Genomic DNA, 16,150 nt, shown 5'->3' with positions numbered 1-16,150 from the left:
TGAGGTCACCAAGAATGACCGCCCGGAACTGACGGCTGCCAAGATCATCGTCTCCGGCGGTCGCGCGCTGGGCAGCAGCGAGAAGTTCAACGAAGTCATGACCCCCCTGGCCGACAAGCTGGGTGCCGCCATCGGCGCTTCGCGCGCAGCGGTGGACGCAGGCTATGCGCCCAATGACCTGCAGGTTGGCCAGACCGGCAAGATCGTGGCGCCCCAGCTGTACATTGCGGCCGGTATTTCCGGCGCCATCCAGCACTTGGCCGGCATGAAGGACTCCAAGGTGATCGTGGCGATCAACAAGGACCCCGAGGCACCGATCTTCTCAGTGGCCGACTACGGCCTGGAGGCCGACCTGTTCCAGGCCGTGCCCGAGCTGGTGCAGTCGCTGTAAGAACGCAAGGCACCGCACCGGGAGGCGGTGCCAACGGGCCCGGGTGAAGCATCCGGGCCCTGGCCAGAGCGGCACACAAGGCATGTGCCCCGGCCCCACCTGGTTCAGAGATGCAGGAGACAGATATGCAGATTTCCATTGGCCGCCGCAGCCTTGCGCTTGCGGCTGTTGTCTTTGTGGCCACCACGGGCGCCAGCGCACCGGCATGGGCCCAGGCCAGCGACTTTCCCACGCGCCCGATCACGCTGATCGTGCCCTTCCCCGCAGGCGGCTCCACCGACCGCCACATGCGCACCCTGGCCGACATCGCGGGCAAGCAGCTGGGCCAGACCATCATCGTGGAGAACAAGCCCGGCGCGGGCGGCACGCTGGGCCCGGGCAACATGTCCCGCACGGCCAAGCCCGATGGCTACACCATCACCCAGTTCCCCATGTCCATGCTGCGCATGGCGCACATGCAGAAGACGGCCTGGAACCCGGTCACGGACTTCACCTACATCATCGGCGTCTCGGGCTACACCTTCGGCTTCACGGTGCGCTCGGACTCGCCCTACAAGAGCTTCAACGAATACATTGCCGCCGCGCGCAAGAGCCCCGGCAAGATCGAGTACGGCTCCACCGGCATAGGCTCCTCGCCCCACCTGCTGATGGAGGAGCTGGCCGAGAACGCCAAGGTCACGCTCAACCACGTGCCCTTCAAGGGCAACGCCGACCTGCAGCAGGCCCTGCTGGGCGGCCACGTGGCCGCGCAAAGCGATGCCTCGGGCTGGGACACCTATGTGGATGGCGGCCAGATGCGCCTGCTCATGACCTTCGGCGAAAAGCGCACCCAGCGCTGGCCCGACGTGCCCACGGCCAAGGAGCTGGGCTATGGCGTGGTCTCCACCTCGCCCTACGGACTGGCCGGCCCCAAGGGCATGGACCCGGCCGTGGTGCGCAAGCTGCACGACGCCTTCAAGAAAGCCATGGATGACCCGCGCCACATCGAGGTGCTCAAGCAGCTGAACCAGGACGCCTGGTACCGCTCCGGCGCCGACTATGCGCAGTGGGTGCGCGAGGCCTATGCCAAGGACAAGGTCCTGATCGACCGCCTGGGCCTGGCCGCCAAGTAGGCCTGTCCTCCAATGCGCCCGCAGGGCCAGGAGGCTGGCGGGCGCAGTCCGCTTGAGATTCGTGAATTCGTGAAACGGAGTCCCTCATGACTGTCTCCCTGCCTTCGCCCGATGCGCCCTTCACCACGCTGGCCGAGCTGATCCGCAGCCACGCGCGCCAGCAGCCGGCCCATGCCGCGCTGCGCGACGACCAGCAGACGCTGAGCTATGCGCAGCTTGACGCCCTCATGGACCGCGTGGCCGCCGCGCTGCAGCGCGACGGCGTGCAGCCTGGCCAGGCCATCGCCATCTGCGCGTTGAACTCAGTGCGCTATGCCGCGCTGTTCCTGGGCGCCTTGCGCGCGGGCGTGGTGGTTGCGCCGCTGGCGCCGTCCTCCACGGCCGACAGCCTGGCCTCCATGCTGCGCGATGCCCAGGCGCGCCACCTGTTCCTCGACAAGGCGGCCCAGGACCTGGTGCCTGCCGACGGCGCCCTGCAATGCATCTCGCTGGACGGCGCCGCGCCCGGCCGGGCCTTTGACGACTGGCTGGCGCCCGAAGGCGCGCAGCCCGCGCCCGTGAGCGTGGAGCCGGCCGCGCCGTTCAACATCATCTATTCCTCGGGCACCACGGGCACCCCCAAGGGCATCGTGCAGTCGCACGGCATGCGCTGGGCCCACATCAACCGGGGCAGCGTCTACGGCTATGGCCCCGAGGGCACGACGCTGCTGGCCACGCCGCTGTACTCCAACACCACGCTGGTGGTGTTCTTCCCCACGCTGGGCAGCGGCGGCTGCGTGGTACTGATGCCTAAATTCGACGCGGCCCGCTACCTGCAGCTGGCCCAGCAGCACCGCGTCACCCACACCATGCTGGTGCCCGTGCAGTACCAGCGCATCATGGCGCTGCCGCAGTTCGGCGAGCATGACCTGTCCAGCTTCCGCGCCAAGTTCTGCACCAGCGCGCCATTCCGGGCCGAGCTCAAGGCCGACGTGGTGGCGCGCTGGCCCGGCAGCCTGACCGAGTTCTACGGCATGACCGAAGGCGGCGGCACCTGCATCCTCGAAGCCCATCTGCACCAGGACAAGCTGCACACCGTGGGCAAGCCCGCCGAGGGCCATGACATCCGCCTCATCGACGAGGACGGCCACGAGGTCGCCCCCGGCGAGGATGGCGAGGTCGTGGGCCATTCGGCCAGCATGATGACCGGCTACCACGGCCAGCCCGCCAAGACGCGCGAGGCCGAATGGTTCGACCCCACGGGCAAGCGCTTCATCCGCACGGGCGACGTGGGCCGCTTCGATGCCGATGGATTCCTCACCCTGTTCGACCGCCGCAAGGACATGATCATCAGCGGCGGCTTCAACATCTACCCCAGCGACCTGGAGACCCAGCTGCGCGACCACCCGGCAGTGGACGACGTGGCCGTGGTCGGCGTGCCGTCCGAGCAATGGGGCGAGACGCCCGTGGCCTACGTGGTGTCGCGCGCGGGGCAGCCGGCCCTGCCCGAGGACATCATGGGCTGGTACAACCAGCGGGCCGGCAAGACCCAGCGCCTGGCGGACCTGCGCTTCATTGCCGAGCTGCCGCGCAGCGCCATCGGCAAGGTGCTCAAGCGCGAGCTGCGCGACCAGTACGCAACGGGGCGCTGAACCGGCGGATGCTTTCTCCAAACGATGTCCACCACGATGTCCACCAAGAGGTACACCCCATGAGCAACGACACCACGATGTCCGAGGTCCGCCGCCAGGTGACGGCCGAGGAATGGCAGACCCGCATCGAGCTGGCCGCCGCCTACCGGCTGGTCGCCCACTTCGGCTGGGACGACCTGATCTTCACCCACATCTCGGCGCGCGTGCCGGGCCAGCCCGACCAGTTCCTGATCAACCCCTACGGCATGCTGTTCGACGAGATCACCGCGTCCAGCCTGGTCAAGGTGGACCACGAGGGCCGGCCGCTGATGGAGACCGAGTACGACGTCAACCCGGCCGGCTTCGTCATCCACAGCGCCATCCACGACGGCCGTCCCGAGGTGCAGTGCGTGCTGCACACGCACACGCGCTATGGCGTGGCCGTCTCGGCGCAGAAGGAAGGGCTGCTGCCCATCTCGCAGCAGTCCATCTTCCCGCTGGCGCGCCTGGCCTACCACGACTACGAAGGCGTGGCCCTGCGTGACGACGAGAAGCCGCGCCTGGTCGATGACCTGGGCGCCAGCAACTTCCTCATCCTGCGCAACCACGGCCTGCTGACCTGCGGCCGCAACGTGGCCGAGGCCGTGCTGGCCATGTACACGCTGGAGTCGGCCTGCCGCATCCAGATCCTGGCGCAGTCGGGCGGCGGCGAGCTCACGCGCATCCCGCAGGACATCATTGCCGACGCGGTCAACCAGTCGCGCCAGGTCACCAAGGGCAAGGGCGCAGGCCTGGCCTGGCCCGGCCTGCTGCGCCGCCTGGACCGCATAGACCCTTCTTACAAGGACTGAAGGAAACCATGGGAATTCTGGTCAACATCCACCCGAGCATGGGCGCGCCCATCGTCGACTCGCTGCGCGCGCTGGCGCCCGGCGTGCAGGTCTGGGGCCACCGCGAGGAGGCACCGGCCGACGCGGTCGAGGCCATGCTCGCCTGGAGCCTCAAGCCGGGCGTGCTGCCGGCCTATCCGGGCCTGAAGCTGCTGTGCGCACCCAGCGCGGGCGTGGACAAGCTGCTGGCCGTGCCCGACCTGCCGGCCGGCCTGCCCGTGGCGCGCACCGTCGATCCGCAGCAGCATGTGGAGATCGCCCAGTACGTGGTCGGCACCGCGCTGCGCCACACGCGGGAGCTGGACCTGTTCGCGCGCCAGCAGCATGCCGGCGACTGGCTGCGCCGCCCCGTGCGCGCCAGCGCAGACTGCCGCGTGGGCATCCTGGGCCTGGGCGAGGTCGGCCGCTTCGTGGCCGGCGCCATGCAGGCCATCGGCTACCCCGTCGCAGGCTGGAGCCGCAGCGCCAAGAGCATTGCAGGCCTGGCCACGCACAGCGGTGCCGAAGGTCTGAAGCAACTGCTGTCCACCAGCGATATCCTGGTCTGCGCCTTGCCGCTCACGCCCGAGACGCGCGACCTGCTGGACCGCCGCACCCTGTCCCTGCTGCCGCGCGGCGCCTACTTCATCAACGTGGGGCGCGGCGAGCAGGTGGTGGAAGACGACCTGCTGGCCCTGCTCGACGAAGACCACCTGGCCGGCGCCGCGCTGGACGTGCTGCGCGACGAACCGCCCCAGCCCGGCAACAAGGCCTGGGGCCATCCCAAGGCCTTCGTCACGCCGCACATCGCGGCCCAGGCCTCGGCCGACACCGTGGCGCGCCAGTGCCTGGAGAACCTGCGCCGCCTGCGCGCGGGCGAGCCGCTGCTCAACCTTGTGGATGTGGCGCGGGGGTACTGAGCCCTTTTTCCATCCGACGCTGCGCTGTTGCGTGGCGTTTTTTCATCGCCGGGCCGCCCCAAGATGAAAAGCGGCCCCCTTGGGGGGCAGCGGACCTTGCGCAGCAAGGGTAGCGTGGGGGCCATTTTTCAACTGAGAAGAACCCAGAGACACCATGCCTTCGACTTCCCGCCGCGGCTTTTTGCAATCGACCGCTGCCGCCGCTGCAGCAGCCACCACCGTGCTGGCCCCCTCGGCCTGGGCCCAGAGCCCCTGGCCCTCCAAGCCCATCCGCATCATCGTTCCGTACACGGCAGGCGGCTTCACCGACCAGATGGCGCGCCTGCTGCAGGTCGGCCTGCAAAAGGCCCTGGGCCAGCCCGTCATCGTGGAGAACAAGCCTGGCGCCAACAGCATCATCGGCGTGGACCAGATCGCCAAGGCCGCGCCGGACGGGCACACCTTCGGCGTGGTCATCGCGGCCTATGCGGCCAACACCACGCTCTATCCCAAGCTGCCCTACAACCCGAAGAAGGACCTGGTCGGCGTCTCGCTCATGGGCGTCTCGCCCCTGGTCGCTGCCGTGGCCATGAACGCGCCCTTCAAGACCACGCCCGAGCTGATCGCCTATGCCAAGGCCAATCCCGGCAAGGTGGGCTTCGGCTCCTCGGGCAGCGGCTCCAGCGCCCACCTGACCACCGAGCTGATGAAGCTGCTCACCAGGACGGACATGGTCCACGTGCCCTACAAGGGCGCCGCGCCTGCGCTGGCCGACCTCATGGGCGGCCAGATCCCGCTGTTCCTGGACCCGCCGCCCAACCTCATCCAGCCCGCCAAGGCCGGCCGCATCCGCCTCATCGGCGTGGCCAGCGACAAGCGCCTGGCCGCGCTGCCCGACGTGCCCACCTTCGTGGAGCAGGGCTACGACGGCCTGCTGGGCAGCACCTGGGCGGCCATGATCGCGCCGGCCGGCGTGCCGCGCGAGATCGTGCAGCGCATGTCTGCCGAGGTGTCGCGCATTATCCGCAGTGCCGAGGTGTCGCAGCGGCTGGAGCAGGTGATGGGGACGTTTGCGGAGGGGTCCACGCCTGAGGAGTGCGATCGGTTCATTGCTGCAGAGACGGAGAAGTGGGGGAGGGTGATTCGGGAGGCGAAGGTGACGGTGGACTAGGTTTTGCTGGACCGTTGTTCCTTTTGTTCGTCGGTCTGTTTTTCTGTTTTTGCCCCTGCCGGGTGGTTGTTTTTCGAGGCCGGGTTTCGGCCCGGCGGCCGACCCGCTTTCTTGTCGCGCGACAAGAAAGCGGGGCAAAGAAGCGCGCCCCAAACTGCCCACGACCCTTCGCTTCGCTGCGGGCGACCTGCGTTGGGCGGGATGCGGGGTGTGCCGCAGAACTCACTCCTTGCGCCTGCGGCGCAATCCGTTCAAACAACTGCGGCAAGTCAGATGACGAAGCAAGCCTGTCCTTCGGCAGGCTTGCCACCCCGCATCCCGCCCAACGCAGGCGTGGGCAGAAGGGGGGAGGCTGGGGATAGCCAACTGCCAACTGCCAATAGCCGGCGCCATCGCTGCGCTCGGCTCCAAACCGGGGCCGAGCGCAGCGATGGCCCGAGCCAACTCCCCGTATGTCAGCGCCTGCGGCGTGGCGGTTGCGGGGTTGCAGTCCTGCCGAAGGACAGGACTGCTTCGTGATCTGACTCGCTGCGGTTGTCTGAGCGGCGCGCGAAGCGCAAAGCGAGTTCCGCAGCGAACCCCGCAACCGCCACGACGCAGGTTGCCCCGGAGCGAAGCGCAGGGGTCGCGGGCATTGGGGCGCGTTTCTTTGCCTACTTTCTTATCGCGCGATAAGAAAGTAGGTCGGCTGCCGGGCCGAGACCCGGCCTCGAAAAGAACTCCCCCGGCAGGGGCAAAAACAATCAAGCAGCCCCCACCCTCCACCGCCTCCTCGGCGCCCTCAACGCATGCCTTTCCCGATAGGCCGCAGGCGCCATCCCCACATACCGCAAGAACACCCGCCGAAACGCCGAGGCATCCCCATACCCGCAGGCCAGCGCCACGGACGGCACGCTCTCCAGCGTGATCTCCAGCAGCACCCGGGCCCGCGCGCAGCGCAGGCGGTGCAGGTGGTCCAGCGGGCTGTGGCCCAGTTCCTGCTGGAAGTGGCGCAGCAGGGTGCGCGGGCTGGTGGATGCCGCGTCCGCGAGGGCCTGCAGGTCATAGGGCTGCTCCACGCGCGCCTCCAGCCAGGCGATGGCATGGGCCAGCACGCTGTTGCGCGTGGCGGGAATGCGGCGGTCCTGCAGGGCGGCGCGGGTGGCGCGTTCGCGCTGGGCATCGGGCTGCAGCACGGCGGCCAGCGCTGCGGCCAGGTCGTCGCCGAAGGCATGGCGTGTGAGCGCGACGGCCATGGGTGCCAGGGCCTCGGGGTGGGAGGCGCTGAGCCAGGGTCTGTCGTCCACGAAGGGCTGGCCCTCGGCCAGTTCGATACCCGGGAAGTCCAGGCCGAAGCCGCCCATGAAATACCAGGGCAGGGCCACAAGCCGGCCCTGGCAGCGGCCGCCCGCTGCCGCAAACCAGGCGGCGCTGCCCAGCGTGCAGACGGCCAAGCCCTGGTCGAAGGCCGTGGTGATGCGCCGGGTGAGGGCAGGATGCGCGGCGACGATGTCGCGGATGGAGGGTATGTCGGGGCAGTGCAGCGCGCTCACGAAGACGGCCTGCGCGGGCCCTTCGGCTGCCGCGCCTTCGTCCGCGTGCGGCATGGCGGGCAGGGGCCGGCCCTGGCCATCGACCCAGCGCCAGCCAAAGCGTGGTGCGCGCCGGCCCAGGCGCAGGCTGGCGACCAGGTTGGCGCTGCGCAGCATCTCCACCAGGTGCGCGGCATGGCCGATGGCGCTGTGCTCCAGGCAGGGCAGCTCGATGATGAAGGCTCGGGGCATGGCGGTTCTGGCTCCTCGAATGGCGATTTTGACGTGCCCGTCATACGTGCTTCACTTTTAGCATGGCTGCTTGTGCCACTTTCCAGGACCACGAAGATGCTCCACACCAGCGCCGAGACAAAGCCTTCCTCCTCCCCGCGCACAGGCCTGCGCTCCATCGCCCTGGCCGGGCTGCTGGCCTGCGGCCTGCCACTGGCGGCCAGCGCCCAGGGGCTCGATGCACAGGGCCTGGCGGCCCTGGATACCGCCATCCAGCCGCTGACGCCCAAGATGGTGGAGTGGCGCCGCGACATCCACCAGCACCCCGAACTGTCGGGCCAGGAAGAACGCACGGCCAAGCTGGTGGCCGATCACCTGCGCCGCCTGGGCATGGAGGTGCAGACCGGCGTGGGCGGCACGGGCGTGGTGGGCGTGCTGCGCGGCGGCCAGCCGGGCAAGACCGTGGCGCTGCGTGCCGACATGGACGCGCTGCCCGTGGCCGAGAAGACCGGCCTGCCCTTTGCCTCCAAGGCCAAGGCCCAGTACATGGGCAAGGAGGTTTCGGTCATGCATGCCTGCGGGCACGATGCCCACGTGGCCATGCTCATGGGCGCGGCCGAGGCGCTGGCCGGCATGCGCGCGAAGCTGCCCGGCACGGTGAAGTTCATCTTCCAGCCCGCCGAGGAAGGCGCCCCGGTGGAGGCCGATGCCCACGGCCATGTGCCCAGCTTTGGTGCCAAGGCCATGGTGGAGGCCGGCGTGCTCAAGGACGTGCAGGCCATCTACGGCCTGCACATCACGGCCAACCTGCCCTCGGGCATGGTGGGCTATCGCAGCGGGCCGCTGATGGCGGGTTCGGACAGCCTGAGCATCCAGGTCGAGGGCCGGGGCGGCCATGGCTCGTCGCCGTGGAATGCGGTCGATCCCATCGTCGCGGCCAGCCAGGTGGTGCTGGGCCTGCAGACCGTGGTCAGCCGCCAGCTCAACATCAGCCTGGAGCCGGCCGTGCTGACGATCGGCTCCATCCAGGGCGGCACGCGCTACAACATCATCCCGGACAACGTGGAGATGCAGGGCACGCTGCGCACCTTCGACGAGGACATGCGCCAGGAGGCGCACAAGCGCATCACCGCCACGGCCGAGCAGATCGCGGCCTCCAGCGGCGCCAAGGCCAAGGTGCGTTTCGGCCCCGTGGCCTATCCGGTGACCACCAACCCCGCCGCACTGACCGAGGCCTCGCTGCCAGCGCTCAAGCTGGCCATGGGCGGCAAGGCCATGGTGATTCCCAAGGTCAGCGGCTCCGAGGATTTCTCGGAATTCCAGAAGGTGGTCCCGGGCTTCTTCTACTTCCTGGGGGCGCCGCCGGCAGGCCAGGATTTCGCCAAGGCGCCGTCCAACCACTCGCCGCTGTTCGACATCGACGAGAAGCAACTGCCCACGGGCGCGCGCTCACTGGCCGCGCTGGCCGTGGACTATCTGCAGCGCAACCCATAGTTGTTGGACTCCCCCTGAGCGGCGGACGCCGCTTCCCGTTGCACGGCGCCCCCTCTCTCGCTACGCGGGAGGGGGACGGCACCCCCGCTGCGGGGCAACGCGGCCGGCGTAGGCCCTTGCTCGGTGTCCCTGGCTTGAGATCGAGTCCGTGCGAACCGCGTCGGCTTTATTTGGCGCTAGCGATTGCCGATGGGCCTTTCCACCACCGGGCGATGGCGAGCCGGAAGGGCAGCAGCAGCGCCACGCCCAGCACCAGCTTCACGCCCAGGTCGCCCAGGGCCCAGGTCACCCAGGGCTCGGCGGCGCCTGCGAAGGCGATGCTCCAGAACAGGAAGGTGTCCAGGCAGGCGGCCAGCAGCGTGGCCACCAGGGGGGCACGCCACCAGCGGCCCGCACGCAGGCGGTGGAACACGCCGATGTCCAGCCACTGCGAGGCAATGAAGGCCGCGCCCGAGGCCAGCGCGATGCGCGGCGGCGCCAGCACCAGCGAGGCGGCCACGGCCACGGCAAAGCCCACCCAGGCCACGCGCCGGGCCTGCTGCGGGCCGAAGCTGCGGTTGACCAGCTCGCTCACCAGGAAGGCGAACGGATAGGTGATGGCGCCCCAGGTCAGCCAGTCGTTGATGGCGTACTGCACCAGGATGTTGGACGACAGCACCACCACGCCCATGGCTGCAATGGCGGCCAGCAGCTGGGTGCGCGAGGGGGCGGCGAAACAGTGCGGACGCGGTGTCATGCTGCGCCACCGGAGCCGCGTGCGCCCGACGAGGGCAGGGGCAGCCCGAGGATGGCGCAGGCCACGGCCTCGCCCACCTTGACGCCGTCCACGCCGGCCGACAGGATGCCGCCCGCGTAGCTGGCGCCTTCGCCGGCCGGGTACAGGCCGCGCGTGTTCAGGCTGTGGAAGTCCGCGCCGCGCTCGATCTTCACGGGCGAGGAGGTGCGCGTTTCCACGCCGGTGAGCACGGCGTCGTGCATGTCGTAGCCGCGGATCTTCTTGCCGAAGGCGGGCAGGGCCTCGCGCATGGCCTCGATGGCGTAGGCCGGCAGCACGTGGTGCAGGTTGGTCAGCGTGATGCCGGGCTGGTAGGAGGGCTCGACCTCGCCCAGCGCGGCCGATTCCTTGCCCGCGATGAAGTCGCCCACCAGTTGGCCCGGCGCGTTGTAGTTGCGCCCGCCCAGCAGGTAGGCCTTGGTCTCCAGCTGGCGCTGCAGCACGATGCCCGACAGCGGGTGCAGCTCGCCGTCCTTGAGGTCTTCCACGCCATGGGTCTTGCCGTCGAAGGCCCAGGCAAAGCTCTTGGCATCGCGCGGATAGTCGGAGGGGTCGATGGCGCAGACCATGCCGGCGTTGGCATTGCGCTCGGCACGCGAGTACTGGCTCATGCCGTTGGTGACCACGCGCTCGGGCTCGCTGGTGGCCGCCACCACGGTGCCGCCCGGGCACATGCAAAAGCTGTAGACCGCGCGCCCGTTGCTGGCGTGGTGCACCAGCTTGTAGTCGGCCGCGCCCAGCAGCGGGTGGCCGGCATGCCTGCCCCAGCGCGCCCGGTCGATCAGGCCCTGCGGATGCTCGATGCGAAAGCCCACCGAGAACGGCTTGGCCTCCATGTGCACGCCGCGTTCGTAGAACATGGCGAAGGTGTCGCGCGAGCTGTGGCCCAGGGCCATCACGGCATGGTCGGTTTCCAGCCACTGGCGCTCGCCGCTGTCCTGGTCCAGCACCTCCAGGGCGGTGAGATGGCGGTCCTCGCCCTCACCCTCGATGCGCATGTCACACACGCGTTGGCCGAAGCGTATCTCGCCGCCCAGGCGGATGATTTCCTCGCGGATGCCCTCGACGACCTTCACCAGCTTGAAGGTGCCGATGTGCGGGTGCGCGGCATAGAGGATCTCGGGCGGTGCGCCGTGGGTGACGAACTCCTGCATCACCTTGCGGCCCAGGTGGCGCGGGTCCTTGATCTGGCTGTAGAGCTTGCCGTCGGAGAAGGTGCCTGCGCCGCCTTCGCCGAACTGCACATTGGACTCGGGCACCAGCTCGCGCTTGCGCCACAGGCCCCAGGTGTCCTGGGTGCGCTCGCGCACCGAGCGGCCGCGCTCGATCACGATGGGCCGGAAGCCCATCTGCGCCAGCACCAGGGCCGCAAAGATGCCGCAGGGCCCGAAGCCCACCACCACGGGCCGGCGCTGCAGGTCGGCAGGCGCCTGGCCCACGGCATGCCAGCGCATGTCGGGCGTGGGGTTCACATGGGCATGGCTGGAGAACTGCTCCAGCAGTGCGGCTTCCTGGCTCTCGTCGGTCAGCGTCAGGTCCACGATGTAGACGGCCAGCAGCTCGGACTTGCGCGCATCGAAGCTGCGCTTGTGCACGTGCACGGAGGCAATGGCCTCCTCGGCAATGCCCAGCTGGCGCGCGGCCAGGGCGCGCAGCGGCTCCAGGGGCAGATATTCGGTGTGGCTGTCGGGGTGGTATTGCACCGCCGACAGGGGCAGTTTCAGTTCAGAGACGCGGATCATGGCTTGTACCTATCAAGCAGAGGGCCGGCGATGGTAAGCCAAAGTGGGCGACCGCACAGCCTTGGGGTGTGCTCGGGTTCGGATTTTCCGCCAGATATTCCTGGTCCTGGTGCCGTCCCGATCCGGGCACGGACCTTGCATGCAGGGCCGGCCATCCGCGAGCGGGGTCCTTCAGCCCCGGTCTGACGGGGCGGCTGCATCTGCGCGAAGTGGTGGTGGAACGGATGTAAGCTCGCGGCAAGCCTGCGGGCGGGTGCTGCCCCAGGTGAACAAGATCAACGCATTCCACGCACCACAAGGAGACATTTCATGAAGCAACCCCCTTCCAGGCAACGCCTGCCTGCATGGCAGTGGATCGGCCTTGCGGCCGCCACGCCGCTGTTCCTCGCATCGTGCGGAGGCGGCGGCAATGGCGGATCGGGCCAGGACGACCTGGCCGCCTGTGCCATCACCTCGGGCGATGGCAGCGTGGTCGTGGGCTCGGGCCTGCCCGGTGATCCGGCCGCACCCGAACCCTCGTCGGGCTACCGCCTCGGCAAGAAGGCCCTGCACACCTCCAAGTACATGGTGGTCACGGCCAACCCGCTGGCGTCCAAGGCCGGTTGCGAGGTGCTCAAGTCCGGCGGCTCGGCCGTGGATGCGGCCGTGGCCGTGCAGATGGTGCTGGGCCTGGTGGAGCCGCAGTCCAGCGGCATCGGCGGTGGCGCCTTCATGCTCTACCGCGATGCAGCCACGGGCAAGGTCGTGGCCTATGACGGCCGCGAGACCGCGCCGGCCGCCGCCACCGAAAACTACCTGCGCTACGTGGACGACACCGCCGACCAGACCGCGCCCAAGCCCTCGGCGCGCGCCAGCGGCCGCTCCATCGGCACGCCGGGCGTGGTGCGCATGCTGGAACTCGCGCACAAGGACTACGGCAAGACCGCGTGGCCCCAGCTGTTCAATTCGGGCATCGACCTGGCCAGCAAGGGCTTTCCCATCAGCGGCCGCATGGCTGCGGCGCTGGACGGCTCCAAGGTGGAACTGGCGCGCGACGCCGATGCCGCCAAGCTGTACTTCGATGCCCAGGGCAAGCCGCTGGCGCTGGGCGCCAAGTTCGTCAACCAGCCCTATGCCGACACGCTGCGCAGCATCGCCACGGGCGGTGCCGACGCCTTCTACCGTGGCGACCTGGCCCAGGCCATCGTCAGCAAGGTGGGCGTGACGCAGACCGTCTCGGACGGCGCACCCATCACCCCCGGCAAGACCACGCTGCAGGATCTGGCCAGCTACGAGGCCAAGCGCCGCGAGGCCGTCTGCACCACCTACCGTGCGCGCTACATGGTCTGCAGCATGCCGCCGCCGTCGTCCGGCGGCATTGCCGTGGCACAGGCCATGGGCATTCTGGAGAACTTCGACCTCAAGGCCTATGCGCCCACGGCCATCGATGGCGAGGGCGGCAAGCCTTCGGTGATGGGCGTGCACCTGGTCAGCGAAGCCCTGCGCCTGGCCTATGCCGACCGTGACAAATACGTGGCCGACACCGACTTCGTGCCCCTGCCCGGCGGCTCGCCGGCGCTGATGCTGGACAAGAGCTACCTGCGCCAGCGCGCCGCCCTCATCTCCACCACCAAGAGCATGGGCACGGCCCAGGCAGGCAACTTCGGCACGCCTTCGCAGGGCGTGGTCGATGTCAAGGAGGCCGGCACCACGCACATGAGCATCGTCGATGCCAAGGGCAACGCGCTGAGCATGACGACCACGGTGGAGTCCAGCATGGGCTCCTTCCACGTCACGCGCGGCTTTGTGCTCAACAACCAGCTGACCGACTTCGCGGCCATCCCCAGCACCACCGAAGGCCCGGTCGCCAACCGCGTGCAGCCGGGCAAGCGCCCGCGCAGCTCCATGGCGCCCACGCTGGTGTTCGACCTGAAGACCGACGGCACCGCCGGCGACTTCAAGATGGCCACCGGCTCGCCGGGCGGCAGCACCATCATCCAGTACGTGACCAAGACTCTGGTCGGCGCGCTGGACTGGGGTCTGGATGCCCAGCAGGCCACGTCGCTGGTGGACTTCGGCGCGGCCAACAGCCCGACCACCAACGTGGGCGGCGAGCACCCCAACATCAACACGGCCAATGGCGGCAACGACGATCCGCTGGTCAGCGGCCTGCGTGCCCTGGGCCATGTGGTGTCCATCAGTGCGCAGTCCAGCGGTATTGGCACCATCTTGCGGGTGCAGCGCAATGGGCAGGCGCAGCTGGAAGGTGGGGCTGATCCGCGCCGTGAAGGGCTTGTTCTGGGCGATACCGTTCGCTGATTTTGGTCTGATGATTGACTGAGGAAGGCGCTGCTGGCAGGGATGCTGGTGGCGCCTTTTCTTTTATGGGATCCATAGCCTGCCCCTGCCGGGTGGTTGTTTTTCGAGGCCGGGTTTCGGCCCGGCGGCCGACCCGCTTTCTTGTCGCGCGACAAGAAAGCGGGGCAAAGAAGCGCGCCCCAAACTGCCCACGACCCTTCGCTTCGCTGCGGGCGACCTGCGTTGGGCGGGATGCGGGGTGTGCCGCAGAACTCACTCCTTGCGCCTGCGGCGCAATCCGTTCAAACAACTGCGGCAAGTCAGATGACGAAGCAAGCCTGTCCTTCGGCAGGCTCGCCACCCCGCATCCCGCCCAACGCAGGCGTGGGCAGAAGGGGGAGGCTGGGGAACAGCCAACAGCCAACAGCCAACAGCCAACAGCCAAAAATGCAAAACAGCCGACGCGCCATCGCTGCGCTCGGCTGTTTTTTTCAATGGGGCCGAGCGAAGCGAAGGCCCGCACCACCTCCCCGTATGTCAGCGCCTGCGGCGTGGTGGTTGCGGGGTTGCAGTCCTGCCGAAGGACAGGACTGCTTCGTCATCTGACTCGCCGTGACTGTTTGAACGTAGCGCGCAGCGCGAAGAGAGTTTCACGGCGAACCCCGCAACCGCCACGACGCAGGTTGCCCGCAGCGAAGCGGAGGGTCGCGGACATCCGGGTCGCCTTTGCTTTGCCTACTTTCCTTTGGCGAAACAAAGGAAAGTAGGTCGGCCGCCGGGCCGAGACCCGGCCTCGAGAAACAACCCCCCGGCAGGGACAAAAAAACATCCCTGAATGGCAGCTGCTCTGAAGGCATACGCCCCGTAGCTGTCACGTCAAAGACATGCCCCAATCACCGCGATGCGCACAAAAAGCAGCCCACAAACTCTGCAAACCAAGTAACCACGTCACCCTCCGCTATAGAGTTCCACTCCCCGCACCCACGCTGCGCGTTTTCCCCACAATCCCCAACGCTACGGGCTTGCCCGAATCCATGGTTGGCATGCATCCATCTAAATTGAACAGCAGCAAGTTCGATGGTCGTGAGCCTCTGAGGAAGATGGAAATGCAAAGACGAGTGTTTGGCGCATGGATGTGCGCATCGGTCCTGATGACGGGCGCAGCATGGGCGCAGGACAGCTATCCAAGCCGCCCCATCAGCCTGGTCGTGCCCTACGGCGCGGGCGGCGTGACCGACGTGGTGGCGCGTGCGCTGGCCCAGGGCATGGGCAAGCAGCTGGGGCAGACCGTGGTGATCGAGAACAAGCCCGGCGCAGGCGCGTCCATGGGCGTGATGGAGATGCGCACGGCCAAGCCCGATGGCTACCGCCTGACGCTGGCGCCCGTGAGCATCTTCCGCCAGCCCCACATCCAGAAGGTGCAGTACGACCCGGTGCGCGATCTCAGCTACATCGCCACCTACATGACCTATGACTTCGTGCTGGCCGTGCCCCAGGACTCGCCGTTCAAGACGGTGCAGGATCTGGTCGAGTTCGCCAAGAAGAATCCGGGTGCCGTGGATTACGGCACGCCGGGCAAGTTCACGGCCAACCACGTGGTGATGGCGCTGCTGGAGCAGGCCACGGGCGCACGCTTCACGCATGCGCCCTTCAAGGGCGATGCCGAGGCGCTGAACTCGCTGATGGCCGGCCACATCAAGTCCGGCGTGTACGCCAACACGGTGCTGCCGTACCTGAGCTCGGGCAAGCTGCGTGCCCTGGCCTCGGCCTCCGAGGTGCGGCCCGAGGCCTTTGCCAACGTGCCCACGTTCCGCGAGGCCGGTTATGCCTTCGATGTGCCCTCGCCCCTGGGCATTGCCGGGCCGCGCGGCCTGCCGCCCGAGATCGTGCGCAAGCTCGAAGCCGCCATCAAGGCCGCCATGGACGATCCGGCCTTCCGCCAGGTCGTCGGCAACTACGGCGTGCGCACGCAGTTCCGCGGCAGCCAGGAGTACACGGCGTTCGCCAGGAAGGCGTTCGAGGACGAGAAGAAGATCGTGCAGAACATAGGCCTGGAGGATTGAGGCCG

General features: G+C 68.3%; 12 protein-coding genes. 9 read left to right on the top strand and 3 right to left on the bottom strand.

Annotated elements, in window-relative coordinates; all coding sequences use genetic code 11:
* From INR38_RS22305 to INR38_RS22280, 6 genes are all read left to right on the top strand, one after another.
* On the top strand, window positions 1–391 hold a 391-nt coding region (locus INR38_RS22305), incomplete at its 5' end, for an FAD-binding protein (RefSeq protein ID WP_207443111.1).
* Between the two features lie 125 nt (window positions 392–516).
* Entirely contained in the window at window positions 517–1,503 is a 987-nt protein-coding gene (locus INR38_RS22300; RefSeq protein ID WP_012203334.1) for a tripartite tricarboxylate transporter substrate binding protein, read from the top strand.
* An 86-nt stretch (window positions 1,504–1,589) separates the two neighbouring features.
* Window positions 1,590–3,134 carry a class I adenylate-forming enzyme family protein gene (locus tag INR38_RS22295; protein WP_207443112.1) on the top strand — a complete coding sequence of 515 codons (1,545 nt, stop codon included), beginning with the start codon at window positions 1,590–1,592 and terminating at the stop codon, window positions 3,132–3,134.
* A 59-nt stretch (window positions 3,135–3,193) separates the two neighbouring features.
* On the top strand, window positions 3,194–3,964 hold the full coding sequence (locus INR38_RS22290) for a class II aldolase/adducin family protein (protein ID WP_012203336.1): 771 nt from the start codon (window positions 3,194–3,196) through the stop codon (window positions 3,962–3,964).
* An 8-nt stretch (window positions 3,965–3,972) separates the two neighbouring features.
* Window positions 3,973–4,902 carry a glyoxylate/hydroxypyruvate reductase A gene (locus tag INR38_RS22285; protein WP_207443113.1) on the top strand — a complete coding sequence of 310 codons (930 nt, stop codon included), beginning with the start codon at window positions 3,973–3,975 and terminating at the stop codon, window positions 4,900–4,902.
* A 154-nt stretch (window positions 4,903–5,056) separates the two neighbouring features.
* A complete protein-coding gene (locus INR38_RS22280) occupies window positions 5,057–6,052 on the top strand; it encodes a tripartite tricarboxylate transporter substrate binding protein (protein WP_012203338.1) in 996 nt (331 codons plus the stop codon).
* Between the two features lie 743 nt (window positions 6,053–6,795).
* Here INR38_RS22280 and INR38_RS22275 read toward each other — a convergent pair.
* On the bottom strand, window positions 6,796–7,815 hold the full coding sequence (locus tag INR38_RS22275; RefSeq protein WP_096915132.1) for a helix-turn-helix domain-containing protein: 1,020 nt from the start codon (window positions 7,813–7,815) through the stop codon (window positions 6,796–6,798).
* A gap of 96 nt (window positions 7,816–7,911) precedes the next feature.
* Between INR38_RS22275 and INR38_RS22270 the strand changes: the two genes are divergently transcribed.
* Entirely contained in the window at window positions 7,912–9,288 is a 1,377-nt protein-coding gene (locus INR38_RS22270) for an amidohydrolase (RefSeq protein ID WP_207443114.1), read from the top strand.
* A 166-nt stretch (window positions 9,289–9,454) separates the two neighbouring features.
* Here INR38_RS22270 and INR38_RS22265 read toward each other — a convergent pair whose 3' ends face one another.
* Complete coding sequence (locus INR38_RS22265; RefSeq protein ID WP_207443115.1) at window positions 9,455–10,024, bottom strand: VUT family protein; 570 nt, start codon at window positions 10,022–10,024, stop codon at window positions 9,455–9,457.
* Entirely contained in the window at window positions 10,021–11,805 is a 1,785-nt protein-coding gene (locus tag INR38_RS22260) for an FAD-dependent protein (protein ID WP_207443116.1), read from the bottom strand. Before INR38_RS22260 ends, INR38_RS22265 begins: the two co-directional genes overlap by 4 nt.
* Before the next feature lie 309 nt (window positions 11,806–12,114).
* On the opposite strand from INR38_RS22260, the gene ggt reads away from it, so the two are divergent.
* Together ggt and INR38_RS22250 are read left to right on the top strand one after the other, a co-directional pair.
* A complete protein-coding gene (gene ggt, locus INR38_RS22255; RefSeq protein WP_207443117.1) occupies window positions 12,115–14,103 on the top strand; it encodes a gamma-glutamyltransferase in 1,989 nt (662 codons plus the stop codon).
* Window positions 14,104–15,188: 1,085 nt separating this feature from the next.
* Window positions 15,189–16,145: a tripartite tricarboxylate transporter substrate binding protein gene (locus INR38_RS22250; RefSeq protein WP_012203366.1), complete on the top strand. Its 957-nt coding sequence runs from the start codon at window positions 15,189–15,191 to the stop codon at window positions 16,143–16,145.
* Window positions 16,146–16,150 lie beyond the last annotated feature (5 nt).

This window comes from Delftia sp. SD018 (genome assembly GCF_017355445.1).
Classification (GTDB): Bacteria; Pseudomonadota; Gammaproteobacteria; order Burkholderiales; family Burkholderiaceae_C; genus Comamonas; species Comamonas acidovorans.
The sequence above is the reverse complement of the archived record's forward strand: the minus strand, read 5'-3'. Positions and strand labels throughout refer to the sequence as shown.

Bases quoted from the DNA above. Each gene is read 5' to 3' on its own strand.
- INR38_RS22290 (WP_012203336.1), top strand. From the start codon at position 3,194: ATGAGCAACGACACCACGATGTCCGAGGTCCGCCGCCAGGTGACGGCC.
- INR38_RS22250 (WP_012203366.1), top strand. From the start codon at position 15,189: ATGCAAAGACGAGTGTTTGGCGCATGGATGTGCGCATCGGTCCTGATG.
- ggt (WP_207443117.1), top strand. From the start codon at position 12,115: ATGAAGCAACCCCCTTCCAGGCAACGCCTGCCTGCATGGCAGTGGATC.
- INR38_RS22265 (WP_207443115.1), bottom strand. From the start codon at position 10,024: ATGACACCGCGTCCGCACTGTTTCGCCGCCCCCTCGCGCACCCAGCTG.
- INR38_RS22300 (WP_012203334.1), top strand. From the start codon at position 517: ATGCAGATTTCCATTGGCCGCCGCAGCCTTGCGCTTGCGGCTGTTGTC.
- INR38_RS22280 (WP_012203338.1), top strand. From the start codon at position 5,057: ATGCCTTCGACTTCCCGCCGCGGCTTTTTGCAATCGACCGCTGCCGCC.
- INR38_RS22270 (WP_207443114.1), top strand. From the start codon at position 7,912: ATGCTCCACACCAGCGCCGAGACAAAGCCTTCCTCCTCCCCGCGCACA.
- INR38_RS22260 (WP_207443116.1), bottom strand. From the start codon at position 11,805: ATGATCCGCGTCTCTGAACTGAAACTGCCCCTGTCGGCGGTGCAATAC.
- INR38_RS22275 (WP_096915132.1), bottom strand. From the start codon at position 7,815: ATGCCCCGAGCCTTCATCATCGAGCTGCCCTGCCTGGAGCACAGCGCC.
- INR38_RS22295 (WP_207443112.1), top strand. From the start codon at position 1,590: ATGACTGTCTCCCTGCCTTCGCCCGATGCGCCCTTCACCACGCTGGCC.
- INR38_RS22285 (WP_207443113.1), top strand. From the start codon at position 3,973: ATGGGAATTCTGGTCAACATCCACCCGAGCATGGGCGCGCCCATCGTC.